General features: G+C 35.8%; 1 protein-coding gene. It reads right to left on the bottom strand.

Annotated features, from left to right (window positions below):
• Nucleotides 1-18: 18 nt before the first annotated feature.
• Nucleotides 19-1,139 (bottom strand): IS3 family transposase gene (locus J2S17_RS28755; RefSeq protein ID WP_307480823.1). Its coding sequence is split into 2 segments (ribosomal slippage): nt 19-890 and nt 890-1,139, totalling 1,122 coding nucleotides; the frame shifts between segments, so codons are not numbered across the junction.
• Between the last annotated feature and the right edge of the window lie 76 nt (nt 1,140-1,215).

Here is a 1,215-nt window from a genome sequence, read left to right on the forward strand (position 1 = left end):
TGGTATGTCAACACTAAACTAGACAACTTTTTTAAGGTGTTCAAGTTTATAATCAATTGGACTTACATAACCAAGTGTCCCATGAATTCGTATGTGATTATACCAATGGACATAGTCCTGTAATTCAATTGTTAATTCTTCTAAACTATCAAATTGTCGACCTTTAACAAATTCTGTTTTGATGATTTTAAAGGTCGCCTCAGCTACCGCATTGTCATATGGGCAACCCTTCATACTTAAAGATCGTTGAATATTAAATGTCTTTAAAGCATTGTCAATCAGGTTGTTTTTAAACTCATTTCCACGATCAGTATGAAAAATCTGTATTTTATGAAGGTCCATCTTGATAGAGGCGAAAGCACGATAGACAAGTAACGCATCTTTGTTTAGACCTGCGCTGTAACCCACGATTTCCCTGTTAAAGAGATCGACAAATATACATACATAATGCCATTTTTGATTGACTCTTACGTACGTCAAATCGCTGACAATCGCTGTCATTTCTTCTTCTTGATCAAAATTGCGATTGAGTTCATTCTTCAGTTCTGATTCATTACATGATTTCGAATGAAGCTTAAATTGAGCTACGGTATAAGTAGAGACAAGGCCTTGCTCTTTCATAATACGGCCAATTCTTCGTCTAGAAACGATGAGGCCTCGTTTTTTAATCTCTACTTTGATTTTACGTGTCCCATAATTTTGACGGCTTGCTTGAAATATGTCGATCACATCGGAAGTCATGTTATCCTCAGCTGCCCTTTCTTTCGCTTCATAATAATAAGTGCTTCTTGGTAGTTGTAGGACTTTACACATTGCTGATATCGAGTATTTGTGTTGATTATTCTTGATTACATTTACTTTCGTCCTAGTATCAGCGCGGCTTGCTTTAAAATGTCATTTTCCATTTCTAGTTGCTTATTTCGCTTTCGGAGTTCCATTAATTCCTTTTGTTCATCTGTTATATTGTCTTTCTCCTTAAAAGAACCAGAGTTTTGACTCTGACTCACCCACTTATCTAAAGAAGAAGGAGTCAGGTCATATTCACGAATAATCTCTTTTCTTGGTTTACCATTTTGGTACAGCTGCACGATCTGTTGTTTGAATTCTTCAGTAAATGTTCGGCGTTCTCTTTTAGTCATGTAGATTCTCCTTGAAAGTATTATATGTAGTCTACTTGACCTTAAAAATTCTGTCTAACTAAGTGTAGCCTATCCA

It is taken from the genome of Cytobacillus purgationiresistens, assembly GCF_030813235.1.
GTDB lineage: Bacteria > Bacillota > Bacilli > Bacillales > Cytobacillaceae > Cytobacillus > Cytobacillus purgationiresistens.